Source organism: Frankia tisae (assembly GCF_025403405.1).
In the GTDB taxonomy this organism is placed as follows: Bacteria; Actinomycetota; Actinomycetes; order Frankiales; family Frankiaceae; genus Frankia; species Frankia tisai.
This window is the reverse complement of sequence record NZ_JANEZT010000159.1, coordinates 1-14330: the sequence shown is the minus strand read 5'-3', so window position 1 is coordinate 14330 and position 14330 is coordinate 1. Positions and strand designations below refer to the sequence as shown.

At 69.5% G+C, this 14330-nt stretch carries 15 protein-coding genes; 10 read left to right on the top strand and 5 right to left on the bottom strand.

Annotated elements, in window-relative coordinates; translation table 11 throughout:
• Window positions 1-72 precede the first annotated feature (72 nt).
• Entirely contained in the window at window positions 73-996 is a 924-nt protein-coding gene (locus NBZ85_RS16410; RefSeq protein ID WP_261557570.1) for a slipin family protein, read from the bottom strand.
• A 318-nt stretch (window positions 997-1314) separates the two neighbouring features.
• Here NBZ85_RS16410 and NBZ85_RS16405 point away from each other — a divergent pair, with 318 nt between their 5' ends.
• The 3 genes from NBZ85_RS16405 to NBZ85_RS16395 all read left to right on the top strand — a co-directional run bounded on the left by NBZ85_RS16405 (window position 1315) and on the right by NBZ85_RS16395 (window position 3391).
• On the top strand, window positions 1315-1476 hold the full coding sequence (locus tag NBZ85_RS16405) for an antitoxin (protein ID WP_261557569.1): 162 nt from the start codon (window positions 1315-1317) through the stop codon (window positions 1474-1476).
• A gap of 283 nt (window positions 1477-1759) precedes the next feature.
• A complete protein-coding gene (locus NBZ85_RS16400) occupies window positions 1760-2659 on the top strand; it encodes a Rieske (2Fe-2S) protein (RefSeq protein ID WP_261557568.1) in 900 nt (299 codons plus the stop codon).
• Window positions 2660-2731: 72 nt separating this feature from the next.
• The gene (locus NBZ85_RS16395; RefSeq protein WP_261557565.1) at window positions 2732-3391 is read left to right on the top strand and encodes an NAD(P)H-binding protein; all 660 of its coding nucleotides are present in this window, start codon (window positions 2732-2734) and stop codon (window positions 3389-3391) included.
• 279 nt (window positions 3392-3670) lie between these two features.
• On the opposite strand, the gene NBZ85_RS16390 is transcribed toward NBZ85_RS16395, so the two are convergent.
• Window positions 3671-4111 (bottom strand): LysR family transcriptional regulator substrate-binding protein, encoded by a 441-nt coding sequence (locus NBZ85_RS16390; RefSeq protein WP_261557564.1) that lies wholly within the window; start codon window positions 4109-4111, stop codon window positions 3671-3673.
• A 30-nt stretch (window positions 4112-4141) separates the two neighbouring features.
• Here NBZ85_RS16390 and coaA point away from each other — a divergent pair, with 30 nt between their 5' ends.
• The 3 genes from coaA to NBZ85_RS16375 all read left to right on the top strand — a co-directional run bounded on the left by coaA (window position 4142) and on the right by NBZ85_RS16375 (window position 7099).
• Window positions 4142-4852, top strand: coding sequence for a type I pantothenate kinase (coaA, locus tag NBZ85_RS16385; RefSeq protein WP_261562165.1), 711 nt, complete (start codon window positions 4142-4144; stop codon window positions 4850-4852).
• Window positions 4853-5330: 478 nt separating this feature from the next.
• Window positions 5331-6188, top strand: a complete 858-nt coding sequence (locus NBZ85_RS16380; RefSeq protein WP_261557562.1) for an SAM-dependent methyltransferase — start codon at window positions 5331-5333, stop codon at window positions 6186-6188.
• Window positions 6189-6313: 125 nt separating this feature from the next.
• Window positions 6314-7099 carry an SDR family NAD(P)-dependent oxidoreductase gene (locus NBZ85_RS16375; protein ID WP_261557560.1) on the top strand — a complete coding sequence of 262 codons (786 nt, stop codon included), beginning with the start codon at window positions 6314-6316 and terminating at the stop codon, window positions 7097-7099.
• A 5-nt stretch (window positions 7100-7104) separates the two neighbouring features.
• Here NBZ85_RS16375 and NBZ85_RS16370 read toward each other — a convergent pair whose 3' ends face one another.
• Window positions 7105-7809 carry a nitroreductase family protein gene (locus NBZ85_RS16370; protein WP_261557558.1) on the bottom strand — a complete coding sequence of 235 codons (705 nt, stop codon included), beginning with the start codon at window positions 7807-7809 and terminating at the stop codon, window positions 7105-7107.
• A gap of 283 nt (window positions 7810-8092) precedes the next feature.
• Between NBZ85_RS16370 and NBZ85_RS16365 the strand changes: the two genes are divergently transcribed.
• Entirely contained in the window at window positions 8093-8674 is a 582-nt protein-coding gene (locus NBZ85_RS16365) for a TetR/AcrR family transcriptional regulator (RefSeq protein ID WP_261557557.1), read from the top strand.
• Between the two features lie 462 nt (window positions 8675-9136).
• The gene (locus NBZ85_RS16360; protein WP_261557556.1) at window positions 9137-10630 is read left to right on the top strand and encodes an MFS transporter; all 1494 of its coding nucleotides are present in this window, start codon (window positions 9137-9139) and stop codon (window positions 10628-10630) included.
• Window positions 10631-10861: 231 nt separating this feature from the next.
• Here NBZ85_RS16360 and NBZ85_RS16355 read toward each other — a convergent pair whose 3' ends face one another.
• A complete protein-coding gene (locus tag NBZ85_RS16355) occupies window positions 10862-11272 on the bottom strand; it encodes a thiol-disulfide oxidoreductase DCC family protein (RefSeq protein ID WP_261562164.1) in 411 nt (136 codons plus the stop codon).
• A 178-nt stretch (window positions 11273-11450) separates the two neighbouring features.
• Window positions 11451-12092: a DsbA family oxidoreductase gene (locus tag NBZ85_RS16350; protein ID WP_261562163.1), complete on the bottom strand. Its 642-nt coding sequence runs from the start codon at window positions 12090-12092 to the stop codon at window positions 11451-11453.
• 293 nt (window positions 12093-12385) lie between these two features.
• Between NBZ85_RS16350 and NBZ85_RS16345 the strand changes: the two genes are divergently transcribed.
• Together NBZ85_RS16345 and NBZ85_RS16340 are read left to right on the top strand one after the other, a co-directional pair.
• Entirely contained in the window at window positions 12386-13453 is a 1068-nt protein-coding gene (locus tag NBZ85_RS16345; RefSeq protein ID WP_261557551.1) for a dihydrodipicolinate reductase, read from the top strand.
• Window positions 13450-14277 (top strand): SDR family NAD(P)-dependent oxidoreductase, encoded by an 828-nt coding sequence (locus NBZ85_RS16340; protein WP_261557550.1) that lies wholly within the window; start codon window positions 13450-13452, stop codon window positions 14275-14277. Before NBZ85_RS16345 ends, NBZ85_RS16340 begins: the two co-directional genes overlap by 4 nt.
• Window positions 14278-14330 lie beyond the last annotated feature (53 nt).

Sequence of the window (14330 nt, the reverse complement as noted above, 5' to 3'; positions counted from 1 at the left end):
CGCCCTGCCCGCCCGTAACCGGTCGTACACCAACATGTACGTTCCGCCGGTAATCCTGGCTGCGTCCGGCAGTCACACGGGTTGAGGCGTACCCGCACCGTTCGCGGTCGATGGCTCGTGCGCCGTCGACGGCCGGCGGACCCTGCCGGGTGCGCCGAGAGGTTCTGCGCTGCCCACGACGTCCCTCGCCTCGGCCCCGGTGGGAACCACGGCGGCTGCCGCAGTGCCGGCGGCGGGGGTGTTGGCGTGGTCGAAGAAGCGCAGCAGTTCGACCGGGAACGGCATGACGAGGGTGCTGTTCTTCTCCGCGGCGACGTCGACGACCGTCTGCAGGAGGCGCAGTTGCAGTGCTCCGGGTGTCGCGGCCATCGCCTCGGCGGCATCGGACAGCCTGCGCGACGCCTGGAACTCGCCGTCGGCGGCGATGACCCGGGCGCGACGCTCACGTTCCGCCTCGGCCTGGCGCGACATCGACCTCTTCATCGAGTCGGGCAGGGCGATGTCCTTGACCTCGACCCGTTCGATCCGCAGCCCCCACGGCTCCTCGGTGGGGGCGTCGATGACACTCTTGAGCTGCAGGTTGATCTGCTCACGATCCGACAGCAAAGTGTCGAGGTCCGCGCGGCCGATGACCGACCGCAGCGAGGTCTGGGCGACCTGGGACACCGCGTTGGGATAGTCCCGCACGTTGACGATCGCCTTCATCGGATCGATCACCCGAAAGTAGACCACCGCGTCCACCGTCAGCGTGACGTTGTCCCGGGTGATCGCGCCCTGCGCAGGCACACCGAGGACCTCGGTCCGCATGGGAACCTTCACCATCCGGTCCACACCGGGCACGATCATGTTCAGGCCGGGGGTGCGCACCGCCGGTAGCGCCCGGCCGAATCGGAATACGATTCCCTTTTCGTACTGCTCCACCCGACGCACACTCGCCGCCGCAAAAATCAGGACCACGACTGCCACCGCCACCAGCACGGCGATCAGAACACCCATAAATGCCTCGTTGCCTCGCCGGTGTGGCAGGCACCTCGAAAGGTTGGGATGTCGTCGTCCCGGGCACTTCCGACTCTACGCTTCAACGGATCCGTTCGATTTCGGGCTGAACTGCCAGCGCCACCGATGTTCGGCTTTTCCGCGACCGGCACGTCGATCATGTGCTGATTGCACCGGGTGTCCGTGATCACTTTGGGGAGCGTCCCGGCCAACAGGCTCCGGCAGAGCCGGGGTTGGGGCGGACCCTGACCCCCGCTGCGTGTTTTGCCCGTGGCGGTTCGGGCAGCGTGGCCACGTACCCAACGAAGGGAGCGACCGATGAGCGGCTTCACGGACAAGCTCGGTGACCTCGAGGACAAGCACGACAAGCAGGTCGATCAGGCCGTGGCCAAGGCGGGCGAGGAAGTCGACAAGCGCACCGGCGAGAAGTACTCCGAGCAGGTGGACAAGGGGGTGCAGGAAGCGCAGGAGCGCGACTGACGGGCCACCGTCGACGTCGCCCTCATCCCGGTGTGGTCCTGGATTCGTCTTGGGCGAGGCCGGGAGGGGGCGCCGTCGTGGCGAGGACGGGCCAGCCGTCGCCGTACTGATCCGGAGCCGCTTCGGCGGCGGCACCGGCACCAACGTCCTATCTATCGCTGCCGCCCAGGGCAACGGCGGCCCGGGGGCGTGTGTGGGACGCGGACGCGGGTAGTTCGCCGGTCGCGCCGTGCAGCGGTGCGGCGCCGCCGAGTGGGGCGGGATGTCCCGAGAAGAGGTTGATATGCGCGGGTCCGAGCGGGTACTCGATCGGCTCGAACGGGAGCAGGCGCTTGATCCCGTCGCTGGGCGCGCCGCCGCGTTCTGGTCGACGGCACTGCGGTCGCAGCGGCTGCGCGATCTACTCAGCGGCCGGGCACTCGGGCATCCGCTGCACCCCGCGGCCGTGATCGTGCCGGCGGGGACGCTGCTGAGCGCGACCCTGCTCGACGTCACCGGTGGGGCCGGCCTTCGCCCGGCCGCGCGGCGGCTCATCGGGCTCGGGCTGCTGTCGGCCGGTCCCGCCGCGGCGGCCGGATGGTCGGACTGGCTCGACACCGACGGCGCCGAGCGCCGGATCGGGCTCGTGCACGCGGCTGCCAACATCGTCGGCATCGGGAGCTACGCGGCGTCCTGGTGGCAGCGTCATCGGGGCGCGAGCGGACTGGCCACGAGCCTCGCGGGGGCGACCGCCCTCGGCGTCGGCGGGTGGCTGGGCGGCCACCTCGCCTATGCGCTCGGGGTGGGGGTGGACACCACCGCATTCCAGCGGGGCCCGGCTGACTGGACGGACGTGCTGGCGGTTGGGGAGGTCACCACCGCACTGCGGCAGGTCGAGGTCGACGGCGTGCCCGTGCTGTTGACCAGGGTCGAGGGCCGGATCGTCGCGATCAACGACCGGTGCACCCACCGGGGCGCCCCCCTGAGCGACGGCGAACGCGATGGTGACTGCGTGGTGTGTCCCTGGCACGGCAGCCGGTTCGCGCTGACCGCCGGCGAGGTCGTCCAGGGCCCGGCGACCCGTCCGCAGCCGGTGTACGAGGTCCGTGAGCGTGCCGGGCGGGTGGAACTGCGCCGCTCGGAGGTTCGGGCCCTGCGTGCCAACCCCGTCGGTCCCTCGCCCGACCGGGTGCCGATCGGCTGACGGCGCTTGGGTAGGTTTGTCAAGATCTGCCGCCCTTCGGCGCCGGGCGGCATCCTTCGCTAGGTTTCCTCCATGGCCTTCTCCCTCATCGTCGTCGGCGCGACCGGAAACGTCGGGCGTGGCATCGTCGCCGCAGCTCGCGAGCGGGGCTGGGAGGTGACGGCCGTCGACCGCGACACCGTCGGCTTCGACGCGTTGCCCGACGAGTTCGTGGGCGTCAAGACCGTCGTGGGCAGCGTCGCCGACGCCGAGCAGGCGGCGGAGCTGGCGGCGCGCCTCGACCTGGCCTCGGCCGACGCCGTCGTCGTCGCCGTGAACATCCCGTGGACGCCGACGCCGGTTCTCTCGACGACCTGGGAGCAGGCGGAGAACCACCTCGGCCCCTACCTGCAGCTGCACCTGAGCGCGGCGACGACCTTCCTTCCTGCCCTGTCCGCGGGCGCGGTCTACCTGGGCATGGGCGGCGGCATGGCCGACATCCCGGCCCGCGGGATGGGCGTGGTGTCGATGGCGCAGGCGGCGCAGCGGATGCTGTACCGGCACCTGGAGCGGGAGGCCCGCGCCGGCGAGGTGCTGGTGCGGGAGGTCATGATCCGTGCCATGGTCCACGGCTTCGGCCAGCCCGGTGAGCCGGGCAAGGGCATGCTCGGTTCCGGCGTCATCGGCGAACGGGTCTGCGACGTCCTGGCCGACGCCAAGGAGCAGGAGGTCGTCGTCGTCCTCGAGGCGTGAGGCCACCGGCGATTCCTACCTCGCCGGGCCCGGGGACGGCAGCAGGGCCTCGTCGCGCAGGACGGCGTCGAGCGGAGCTGGGCCAGAGCGGGTGCGGTGGGCTCCGGGGTCATTTCCTCACGTCCGTTGCGGACCATGACCCGCAGCACGTCACCTTCGACCAGGACGCTCGGTGAGAGGCGGTCCGCAAGCAGGCGGGCCACTGTCGACTTGCCGCTGGCCGAGATGCCGGTGACGACGTAGAGGTCTCGCCCGGGACTCTGGGTCATGCGGCGCAGTTTACGGAGCCAGACTGGCGGCGACGGTGTCGGCGAACTCGGTGGCGTAGGGCGAGAGTGCCTGCCAGCTCCGAGCTGCCCAGCCCACTGCGAGTGGGGTGAGATCGGGTATCGGTATCAGTCTGGTATGGCTGTCCGGGAGCAGCGTGGGTCTGGGCAGCGCCGGGAGGATGGCGGGGACGGTGCCGAGTTCGGCGAGGAGAAGGGCAGTGTCCCAGTCGGCGATTCCCGCCGGTGCCGTGGGGCTGATTCCGAGCCGGGCAAGGCTCTCCTCGAGGCGCAGACGTGAGGTCGAGTTCTCGGGCTGAGCAATGTAACTGATGTGGCCCAGATCCTCCGGCAGGATCACGGCGCGCTCGGCGAGCGGGTCCTCGGGGTGCACGACGAGCATCCACGGAAGATCTAACACGGGTCGCTGCTCGATGCCGGGGAACGGAATCAAAGCGTGGCGGCAACCCGTCCGCAGCCTCGAATGCGGCGTGTCCAGGGACCCGGGTCCCAGTCACGAATCGCCGGACCGGGCGCCGTCGGCAAGAGCGCCATGGCGCGAGCGCTAGGCGAGTTGCTGTCCCGCCGGCAGACGGCCCCGAGGGTAAGCAGAGTCACAACCGACGGATTTCTGTACCCGAACCGGATCCTGGAGCAACGCCGGCTCCTGGATCGAAAGGGATTTCCGGAGTCATACGACCAGGAGTCCTTGCTGCGCTTCCTCGCAGCGGCAAGGGCGGATCGGGAGATTCGAGCTCCGGTCTACTCGCATGTGCACTACGACGTGTTGCCGGGTACGTCGTTGACGGCAGGGCGGCCGGACATCCTGATTGTCGAAGGTCTCAACGTGCTACAGCCACGTCGCTGCCCAGGTGAACGCGACCCGGCTGTCGCCCGCACCGACTTCTTCGACCTCACCCTGTATGCGGGTGCCGAGCCCGACGATCTGCGCCGATGGTATGTGGCTCGCCTGCAGGCGCTACTGCGGGCGGCGCAGGGAAATATTCCCCCGCATCTCCGTCGGTACGCATCGCTTTCCGCGGGGGAGATCGCCGAACAGGCGACCAGGCGCTATCGGGAGATCAACGAAGCCAACCTGATCGAGAACATCCAGCCCACCCGGGAGCGGGCCAACGCCATCGGCAGGAAGGGTTCCGATCACGCTGTGCGGGAGGTGCTCGTGCGTACGAGGTGAGCCCTCGTGCGCGAATCCCCACTGCAAGCAGAACACGATGGCTACCGCACGCCCAGTCGGCCCCGCACCGGGCCCCGACAGAGAGGCTGAAGCCGCGTGGGGCGCGGCGATGACGGGCAAGGGTTCGCGGCACGGGGTGGTCACGTGCCCGCATGAGATTGAGATCTACGTCCCCGGTCACACGCCCGGGGAGGCACCGCCGGCCCCGACGACGCCGCAGGAGCGCAGTCGGGGCCCGGTGCGACCTCCCACGCTGGTGGCGTGAAATCCCAGGTCAGCGCGGATGCCGTCGACTGGGACGGGGTCCGGGTACCCGCGACCGAACCGCTGGGCCCGGGACGGAGCCCCGGGAGACCCCCTCCGCGGCGGGAGTGCGGGTCGTCCGAGGGCCGAACCCATGACTGCTTGTGGGCGATTTGACCGCTAAGGTGAGGCCCGGAGCGTCTGACGGGCGTCAGACGGGGAGAGGGCGGTCGCGGTGGCAACGGCTGAGGACGAGGTGTCGAGCACGTCACGGAGTGTTCCTGCGGCACAGAGATTCATCTCGGCCGATCTGAAGATGGACATCCCGCATTCGGCGCGGGTCTATGACTACTTCCTCGGCGGGAAGGACAACTTTCCGGCCGACCGGGCCGCCGCCGAGCAGATCATCAGTGTCTTTCCCGATGTCCAGAACACCACCCAGCAGAACCGGGCCTTCATGCTGAGGGCGACCCGCTACCTCACCCGCGAGGCTGGTGTCCGGCAGTTCCTCGACATCGGCACGGGCATTCCCACCAGCCCGAACCTGCACGAGGTCGCGCAGGGTCTCGCGCCGGATGCCCGGGTGGTCTACGTCGACAACGACCCGATCGTGCTCGTGCATGCCCGGGCGCTGCTGACAAGCAGTCCGGAGGGTCGTACCGCGTATGTGGACGCCGACTTCCACGACCCCGCGCGCATCCTGACCTCCGTCGAGGTGCAGGACACCTTCGACCCGGACCAGCCGGTTGTCCTGTCCTTGATCGGAATGCTTCACTTCATTCCGGACGAGGGTGATCCGCATGGCCTGGTCCGTACGCTGATGGATGCTCTGCCGTCGGGCAGCTTCCTGTCGCTCACCCACGGCACCGCGGACTTCGCCCCGGAGGAGGCGGAATCGGCGGCGGAGATCTACCGACAGCAGGGCATCCCGACGCGCCTGCGGTCCCGCGACGAGGTGCTCCGCTTCTTCGAAGGCTTCGACCTCGTCGACCCCGGCCTGGTCAACGTTCTGCGCTGGCAGTCCGACGGTACGACGGACGGACTGTCCGACGCCCAGGTCGGCACGTACGGAGCGGTCGCCCGAAAGCCATAGTCGTAGTCGGCGCCGGGAAGCCCCTGGTGGTGGCACCGGGGCGGCCTTCGTCGGTGGATCGAGGCGGGGACACGGCATAGTTTGACGATTCGTCAGACAGTGTCCCTGCGACGGAGGTCCACGCGATGACCGCACCCTCAGGCACCCACGAGCCGGCCCGCCGCTTCGACGGCCGCGTCGCCTTCATCACCGGCGGCGCGGCGGGCTTCGGCTTTGCGTTCGCCCAGGAACTCGCCGAACGCGGGGCCTCGGTCGTGCTCGCCGACATCGACGCCGCCGCCGCGGAGCGCTCCGCCGCCGCACTCGCCGCGGCCGGGCACGCGGTGTCACCCGTGCGGTGCGACGTCGCCGCCGAGGACACCGTCGAGGCGGCGGTCGCTCAGGCCGTCGAGCGTTTCGGCGGGATCGACATCCTGATCAACAACGCCGGTCGGCATCTCACCCGCTACAACCTGCCGTTCCAGACGCTGGCCCGCGACGACGTGCGTGAGCTGTTCGACGTGAACGTCATGGGCGTCGTGAACTGTTCGCTCGCCTGCCGGCCGTCGATGGCGGCCAGGGGCGGCGGGTCGATCGTCAACATCTCGTCGATGGCGTCGCACATCGGAACGTCGCCGTATGCGGTGTCGAAGCTGGCCGTCCGTGGCCTGACGGTCGCGTTCGCGACCGAGTTCGCGCCCGACGGCATCCGGGTGAACGCGATCTCACCCGGGCTCATGGACACCGAGAGCGCGATGGCCGACCTGCCCGTGGAGCTCATCCGGGACATCATCGACCATCGTCAGCTCATCCACCGCCAGGGCCGCGTCGCCGACATCGTCGCAGCGATGATTTACCTCTGCTCCGCCGAGGGCAGCTTCGTCACCGGCGAGACAATCAAGGTCACTGGCGGATTTCCGCTTTACTCCTGATCCGTTTACAACGCATCGGCGTGATCCGGCTCGGTGGCCGGGATGGGCGTGGGGTCAGGCCACAGTGGACTGTCGCCGAGGAACCCGGCCGGCTCGAGCCAGCGGTTGCGGTAGGTTACCGAATGTGCGGGTTCTCGTGATGCGACTGCCCAGCGCCCGGTCGGGTATCCAAAGGAGACGCAGCACGCATTGATCCAGTTCTCCTCGAAGGGAACTCCGAGCGCGGCAAGCGTCTCCAGACCGTGGCCGACGCTGAGCATCGTGGTGAGCGACGAGCCGACGCCCTCGGCTCGAGCGGCCAGCATCGCGCTCCAGACCGCCGGGTAAACCGAACCGACGGATTTGGTCGCCGGGATGAGCGCGAACATGAACAGCGGCACTTGTTCGAAGTTGTCCGCGAGCCAGTTTGCGGAGCGAACCATGCGCTGGGCGAGTACACCCTCCTTCGAGCCGGGAATGCCGTTCGCGATGGCCGCGGCGTCGCCGTAGTAGCCGGCCAGGCCGCGTGCCACCGCATCGCGGTAGAGCGGGCCGATGGCTGCCTTGACCTCGGGGGAATCGACGAGAATGAATCGCCACTTCTGCAGGTTCCCCCCGTTGGGGGCCCGAATCGCGGCGTCCATGATGCGCTCCTGGACCGGCAGGGGAATGGGATCGGGCTTCACCCGGCGCATTGTTCGGGTCGTGTAGAGCGCCTCACGCAGATCCATGATCATTCCCTCCGGGTGGTGGTAGCAGGAGTGCCGGCACGCGAAATCTTGCACCCTGCCGGCCGGATGCAACGATACGGACTCATCTTCCGTTTCGCAATGGCCGTGTTCGGGACCTCCACCTGGCCGGGGTCGAGTGCGCCGGGCGGGTGAGCGTCGTACGGGGGCCCCGGCGAAGGGGGAACGCCTGATCGACTCGGCCGGCGCCGGGGCGCTGGGCGCCCTGAAGTCGTGTGGTAAGATATGGAAGATCTTTCCGTTTGGCCATGCCTGGGAGGCAGCCATGATGGCTCGGCCGCTGGCTGCGTCAGCCGACCGACCGGTCCGGACGGATGTTCTCCGCAATCGCGAGCGTCTCCTCACCGCTGCACGCGCGGTGTTCGCCGATCAGGGGGCGGACGCCTCGCTGTACGAGGTCGCCAAGCGTGCCGGGCTGGGTACCGGAACGGTCTACCGGCACTTCCCGACCCGCGAGGCGCTCCTCGAGGCCGTGCTGCTGGATCATTTTGAGGCGCTGCGGGTCTCCGCGGAGAGCCTGGCCGAAGCCCGGTCGCCCAATGAGGCGTTGACGGACTGGCTGCAGCAGTTCGTCTCCCACCTCGCCGAATATCGCGGCCTGGCCATGGAGGTCATGCCGGTTCTGCACGACGGCGTCTCGTCGCTCTCCCTTGCCTGTCAGAACATGCGGGCGGCCGGTGCTGTTCTGCTTTCTCGGGCCCAGCGCGACGGCTCGATTCGAGCAGACCTGAACATGTCCACCCTCCTGAAGCTGATCAATGCGATCGCGGTGACCGCGGAGACGGTTTCGTCGAGCGAGGCCCACATTCTGGTCGATTACCTGTTGGACGGCCTGCGCCGCCGGTAGTCCGTGGCCGGATGCCCGCGGAACGGACCTGCCCGATCCTGAATCTGCTGATCCACCCGCAGAGCATCAGGGGAAGGCTGGAGCGGGTGCAGGCCGCCTGGCGATGCGCATTACTGCTGATCTTTAATGCGCGATGCCGGTCGATGGACCATGATGACGGCTCCACGGTCGATCCCGTGACAGCGACGCACCCCCCCGGGCAGATCAGAACGGTGCCGGCCCGGCCCGCGGGCGGCTGCCGGCGGGTGTGGCCTGGCTGGCCACGGACCGCCTGCCCGCCAGGCCTCCCATGCTCCGAGCGATCGAGTGCTTGCCAAGTGGAATGATCTTCCGTATCGTGATGCCGACCGAAACGGAAACGGATTCCTATTCCACAAGCCTGGCGGTCGTGCCGGGCGGCTGGATCTCGAGATGGCCCGCCGGGTCCTCCCCGCCGGGGCGCGTCCTGCTCGAAGGATGAGGATGAGTGCTCAGGAGCTGAACGCACCACCCACACGGATCGCGGACCCTGCCGCCGAGGCGGTGGCGCAGGAGCAGCACAGACGCCGTCTGAAGATCGCGCTCGGGGTCATCGTCGCCTGTCAGATGATGGTGATCATCGATGCGACGATCGTGAACATCGCGCTGGCGAGGATTCAGACCAGCCTGCACTTCTCCGCCTCGAGCCTGGCCTGGGTGCAGACCGCGTACTCGCTGGCCTTCGGTGGGCTGCTGCTGCTGGGTGGACGAGCAGGCGACGCCTTCGGCCGGCTGCGGCTGTTCATCGGTGGGTTGGCGCTGTTCACCCTCGCCTCGCTGGCCGCCGGTCTGGCTCCCTCCGCGGGCGCACTGGTCGCCGCCCGCGCCGCGCAGGGGGTGGGGGCGGCGTTCGCCGCGCCGGCGTCGCTCGCCCTGCTCGCCACCAACTTCAAGGAGGGTCCCGAGCGGCAACGCGCCCTGGGCGTCTTCTCCATGATTGCCGGCCTGGGGCTGACGCTCGGGCTCGTCCTCGGCGGGCTGCTGACGACGGCTTCCTGGCGGTGGGTGTTCGTCATCAACGTTCCGGTCGGTGTCGCGGTCATCGCGCTGGCCCGGCCGTACCTGACCGAGACCCCGCGGCAGCCGGCCCGGTTCGACGTCGGCGGTGCGATCATGTCGACGGCGGGGACGACGTCACTCGTGTACGGCTTCATCCGGGCGGCGTCGGACGGCTGGTCGGACACGCTGACCGGCGTCACCCTCGCCGTCGGCGTCGTACTGCTCCTGGGGTTCCTGCTCGTCGAGTCCAGAGCCGAGCAGCCGATCATGCCGCTACGGTTGTTCGGGGAACGGATGCGGGCCGGTGCCTACATCAACATGCTGCTCATGTCCGCGGCGATGGGAAGCTTCTTCTTCTTCCTGTCGATCTTCCTGCAGAAGGTGCTGGACCTCAGCCCGCTGCGCGCCGGCCTGGCGTTCCTGCCCATGGCCCTGGTCCAGTTCGGCGGCGCGCGCACGGCGCCGAAACTGCTCGCGCGATTCGGCCCGAAGACCATCACCACGGTCGGTACCGCGTCCGCGCTGGTGTCCGCTGTCTGGCTGACCCAGCTCGACGGCGAAAGCAGCTACCCGGGCGCAGTGGTCGGTCCGCTGATTCTGCTCGGCCTGGGGATCGGGCTGGCCTTCATGCCCCTGAACATGGTCATCCTCGCCGGGCTGCCGCTGCGGGACACCGGGTCGGCCTCCGGGCTGCTGCAGTGCCTGCAGCAGGTCGGGCTCGCCCTGGGAATCGCCGTCCTCACCACGGTGTACGGCTCATCGCTGCGCAGTTCCGCGCATCACCCAGACGCCGGCCTCGGTCCGCAGGCCCAGATCCACCATGATCTGGCCCACGGGATCGCGACGTCCTTCTTCGTGCTGGTGGCTTTCGTCGCGGTTGCACTCGTGGTCGCGGTCCTCGTCTTCAAGAGTCGCAAGCCCGCGGCGGCCAGGGTATGACGCAGTCTTTTTTGCTTCGACGTTCACCAGCCACCAGATTCTGGCCGGGCGGCCCTGGCCACCCTGAAAGCGGCGCTGAAGCTCCGCGCGGTCTTCCGCAACCAGGGGGACGACTACACCAAGGACCTCCTGGCCGTTATTTCGAGTGGGGCACGCCGGGTCGGCGTAGCCGCGCCCGGATGACGGTCCGACCGACCGACCGGTCCGACGCCGCATGCCACGACCGCGGGCTCAGCGCCGGTCGGGCAGCGGCACCGCGCAGGCGGCCGTCGCGCCGGGCATCCGCTGCCGATTGTTGGCGATCAGCCGGTAGACGGCGGCCGCGAGCCAGCTGACCGGCGGCACTCCCATGACCCTGCCCGCGAGCCGCCACAGCCGACCGGCGCGGGACAGCATGCGGGCAACCGCCTGCGCCCCGGCTGCCCGGCTGCCGTCGATGCCCACCCACTGCACGGCCCGGTCGACCTGCTGCCTGGTCAACCCGAACGCAGCCAGGTCGAGACCCTGCCCCGGTTGGAAGTCGACGTCGGGTCTGATCCGCTCGCGGATCGCCTCCACCGAGCGGGTGCAGAACGCGCAGTCCCCGTCGTACACCAGCAGCGGTCGTGCCGGCCCGCGCTGCAGGCCCGTCGCCTCCACCATGATGGATGTCCTCGTTCCCGAATCGGCTCCAGGTCCCAGCACGGCCGCCGTGGGTGGGGCATGGCGTGACGCTCCACCCACGGCGGTGCCGTCCCGGCGCTCTCACGACTGTCGCACCGGATCGGCCATCCGGGAAACCTGGTGGGATCCCGTCCGGCCCCCGGCCCCCGGCCCCCGGTCAGGCGGGCTGGTGGTGGGCCCACGCCTGGTCGAGAGCCTGGGTGAACAGCTCGGCGGGCTGCGCGCCGGAGACCCCGAGGGCGTCGTCGAGCACGAAGAACGGCACCCCGGTGATGCCGAAATCGCGGGCGGCGCGTTCGTCGGCGCGCACCGCGTCGGCGTAGTCGTCACCGGCCCACACGCGGCTGACCTCGGCGGCGTCGAGACCGGCGGCGGTGAACACCTCGACGGCGGTCTCCTGGTCGAACACCGGCCGGCCCGCGCCGAAGTGTGCGGCGTTCAGGGCGCTGACCGCCTCGGCCTGCCGGCCGGCGCCGGTGGCCAGGTGCAGAAGCCGGTGCAGGTCGAAGGTGTTCCCGCTGCGCCGGTCCGCGGTGTATTCCAACCCTTCGCCGCGGGCGGCGTCGGCGACGCGGTTCTCCATCGCCGCGATCTCCTCGACCGGGCGTCCGAACTTGGCCGCCAGCGCCTCGCGCAGGGGGCCGGACTCGCCGCGGGGCAGGCTCGGGTCCAGCTCGTAGGAGTGGAACACCACGCTCACCTCGTCGCGGTGTGCGAATCCGGCCAGGGCCTGCTCGAACCGAGCCTTGCCGATGTAGCACCACGGGCAGACCACGTCACTCCAGATGTCCACGCGCATGCGTCCGACCGTCACCCTCCTCGTCGCGGGCCGTGGCGGGGCCGTGAGACCCCTCGTCCGGCGGGCACACCAGGCCCGATCGGCGACCCTGCCATCCATCGTCGCCGGGAGTGAACAACACGGATGTCGAGGAGATTCCGTGCCACCTGCGAAGTGCCGGTGCCGGTGGCGCGCCGGCTGTACGGCTGTACGGCTGTTCAGTTTGCTGACCGACGGATTGACCGGGGGTCGCCGCGCATGTGACTCTCGGCACGTCCAGTTGGATGGCGCAGAGGTGACAGCGGAGGCGACGCATGGCGTTACGGGTGGTTGTTGGCTACACGGGCGGGGTCGGGAGCACGGTGGTGCGGCTCGTGCAGGGCAACCCGGCCTTCGAGCTCGTCGGGGTGCTCGTGCACAGTGAGGACAAGGACGGCAAGGATGCCGGTGACATCGTCGGGATTCCCCCCACGGGTGTGATCGCCACCCGTGATGTCGACGCGCTGATCGGACTCAAGGCGGACGTCCTTGCGTGGCACGGCATCGACTGGCAGCCGGAACTGATCGCGCGGTTCATGCGCGCGGGCACCAGCGTCTACTCCAGCCACGGCGGCTGGTTCCTGCCGAGCGAGCCGTCGTACAACCTGATCCAGGCCGCCGGCGAGGAGGGCGGCTCCGCCCTGATCGCCGGCGGCAACATCCCCGGCCTGATCAGCGACGTCCTGCCGCTGTTCGCCGCCGGCTACAGCGCCGACGTCACGTTCGTGCGCGCCTGGCAGAAGGACCACGTCCCGAACTACCCGTCGGCCTTCCAGCTCGGCGAGTTCCTCGGCTTCGGCCAGGAGATCCCCGAGCGCGTGGACCTCGACGGCGAGCTCTCCTTCGCGGACGCGTCCTGGCAGTGGTGCATCGGCCAGTCCGCGCAGATCGTCGCGCAGGCCCTCGGCATCCCGTATGACGGCACCAAGCTGACGAAGAAGGAGTTCGGCGCGGCGCCGGAGGACCTCACGCTGCAGCCCAGCGGCCTTCACATTCCGAAGGGTCACGTCGCCGGGGCCCGGTGGACGCTGACCGCCTACTCGAACGGCAAGCCGTTCTACGAGCTCGTCAACGAGCAGAGCGCGGTGCTCGGCCTGGGCGACGACTGGCGCAGCGACATCAACGAGCCCAACTGGCGCGTCGTCGTCGAGGGAAGCCCGTCGATCGAGCTGCAGTTCGGCCTGCCCGGGTCGCACGACGGTCCCGACCACGTCGCCGCCCTCAACGCCGCCCGCGCGGTCGCCTGCCTGCCCGGCGTTGCCGCCACGCAGAAGACCGGCTGGGTCACGGTGCTCGATCTGCCCGCGCCCGTCGGCGTGGCGTCCGCGGCGCTGCAGGCATGAGCGCTCAGCGGCTGTCCGGCAAGGTCGTCCTCATCACGGGCGGCACGCGGGGCATCGGCCGGGAGTTCGTCGAGCGGTTCGCCCGCGAGGGCGCGTCCGTGGTCTTCACCGGCCGATCCGTGGACGCCGGCAAGGAGATCGAGGAGGAGGCGAAGGCCCGCGGGGAGAACATCACGTTCGCCGCCGGCAGTGCGGCGTCGGAGGACGACGTCCGCGCGGCGGTCGACCTGGCGGTGTCCACCTACGGCTCGCTGACGACCGTCGTCAACAATGCAGCGGCGACGCACCTCACCGGGCCGGGAAGGCCCGACACCAAGGTCGCGGACGTCAGCACCGAGGTCTTCGACGAGATCGTCCGCATCGGTCTGTACGGCACGTTCTGGGCGGCGAAGTACGCCATTCCGCACCTCATTGCGGCGGGCGGCGGTGCGATCATCAACATCTCCGCGGCCTCCAGCGTGCTGTCGATCACCGGGCGGCCGAGCTACCAGGCCTCCAAGGGTGCGATCAACTCGCTCACCAGGCAGGTCGCGGTCGACTACGGCCAGTTCGGAATCCGCTCGAACGCCATCATCGTCGGCTTCACGAACACCGGCGGCGCAGAGATGACGAAGATGGTCGCGAACGAGAAGCTGATGGCGCCCGTCCGCAAGACGATCATGCTGCCTCGGCTCGGTCTTTCCAGCGACATCGCCAGCGGGGCGGTGTTCCTCGCCTCCGACGAGGGCTCGTTCATCACCGGCGTCCTGCTGCCGATCGACGGCGGGCTCACCTGCCACCTGGAGATGCCCGACACGGCGAGCGCGGCCGCCCTCGGCGACTGACCTACCCCGCCCCGCCCCGGCCGGGGGTGGGGCGGGGCGGGGCAGCGACACTG